The organism is Heliobacterium mobile, from assembly GCF_009720735.1.
Classification (GTDB): domain Bacteria; phylum Bacillota; class Desulfitobacteriia; order Heliobacteriales; family Heliobacteriaceae; genus Heliobacterium; species Heliobacterium mobile.
The window spans coordinates 1-1,675 of the sequence record NZ_WNKU01000080.1 but is presented as its reverse complement, the minus strand read 5'-3'; the positions used below and the strand labels follow the sequence as shown (position 1 = coordinate 1,675).

General features: G+C 54.2%; 1 tRNA gene and 3 rRNA genes. All 4 read right to left on the bottom strand.

The window, feature by feature from the left end:
• Nucleotides 1-765, bottom strand: a 23S ribosomal RNA gene (locus GJ688_RS19635); the annotation flags it as partial.
• 170 nt (nucleotides 766-935) lie between these two features.
• Nucleotides 936-1,011: transfer RNA gene (locus GJ688_RS19630), tRNA-Ala, on the bottom strand.
• A gap of 48 nt (nucleotides 1,012-1,059) precedes the next feature.
• A 5S ribosomal RNA gene (gene rrf / locus GJ688_RS19625) occupies nucleotides 1,060-1,176 on the bottom strand.
• A 299-nt stretch (nucleotides 1,177-1,475) separates the two neighbouring features.
• Nucleotides 1,476-1,675, bottom strand: a 16S ribosomal RNA gene (locus GJ688_RS19620); the annotation flags it as partial.

The window sequence follows — 1,675 nt, the reverse complement described above, 5'->3', positions numbered from 1 at the left end:
GGCCTCCACGAAGTTTTACCTCCGCTTCACCCTGGACATGGGTAGATCACCCGGTTTCGGGTCTGCAGCCACGAACTTACGCGCCCTATTCAGACTCGCTTTCGCTTCGGCTTCGGCTTCGAGCCTTAACCTTGCTCGTGACCGCAACTCGCCGGTTCATTCTACAAAAGGCACGCCGTCACGCTTTCGCGCTCCGACTGCTTGTAAGCATACGGGTTCAGGTTCTCTTTCACTCCCCTTACGGGGTGCTTTTCACCTTTCCCTCACGGTACTGGTTCACTATCGGTCGCTGAGGAGTATTTAGCCTTGGAGGGTGGTCCCCCCGGATTCCCACGGGATTTCACGTGCCCCGCGGTACTTGGGATCCCTTCGGAATGGCTCGTCCTTTCGCCTACAGGGGTTTTACCTGCTGTGCCGGGCCTTTCCAGACCGCTTCGACTAGGATGATTCATTCGGGATGAAGGTCCCGCAACCCCGTCTCCGTAGAGACGGTTTAGGCTATTCCCCGTTCGCTCGCCGCTACTGGGGGAATCTCGCTTGATTTCTTTTCCTCCGGGTACTTAGATGTTTCAGTTCCCCGGGTTGGCTTCACTGACCTATGGATTCAGTCAGCGATGTCCGGATATGACTCCGGACGGGTTGCCCCATTCGGGTATCCACGGGTCTATGCCTGCTTACGGCTCACCGTGGCTTTTCGCAGTTATCCGCGCCCTTCTTCGCCTCTCAGCGCCTAGGCATCCACCGTATGCCCTTACTAACTTGACCTTATTTGTAATGATAGATTGCTCCGTTCCGTTTTGTTCCCTCGGTAATGAAATACCAAGGAACCCAAAACATCAAGGTCGCATTATCATTGCTTGCGCTTTACTTTTACCTCTGTGCAGTTTTCAAGGAACAAACCTGTCGCTGTTAGGCGACAAGTGGTTTGATGTATTTGGTGGAGCTAAGCGGGATCGAACCGCTGACCTCTTGAATGCCATTCAAGCGCTCTCCCAGCTGAGCTATAGCCCCATATGCACCGGATACGTTACGTATCCGGTCTAGCCGGTTACCCGGTCGATCTGGCAGCGACCTACTCTCCCAGGGACCAACGTCCCAAGTACCATCGGCGCAGGAGGGCTTAACTGCCGTGTTCGGGATGGGAACGGGTGTGACCCCTCCGCCATTGTCACCAGATCAGTTTGTAGTTGTTGAGGTCCGTCCGGTTCATCACCGGATTTAGAAGTTTACTACACTCAGTTGAGCTTTTCAACCGGTAAGTTTCTCCAGTCCCTCAAAATCAAACAGTTGTGTAGCGCTGCGTGCTAACCTTTCCGTTCGGATCTGTCCCATCTAGTCGCTTGCGAGATTACCTCGCTTGCAGTCTATTGGGAGGTCTCCATCCGGTTCGACCTCGACATCTCACTGCATAGAGGTTTCATACCTTCACTAGAAAACTAGCAAGGTTCACCCTCTACCGTGACGAGTCTCCATAGAAAGGAGGTGATCCAGCCGCACCTTCCGATACGGCTACCTTGTTACGACTTCACCCCAATCATCGACCCCACCTTCGGCGGCTGGCTCCATAAAGGTTACCTCACCGACTTCGGGTGTTGCCGACTTTCGTGGTGTGACGGGCGGTGTGTACAAGGCCCGGGAACGTATTCACCGCGGTATGCTGACCCGCGATTACTAG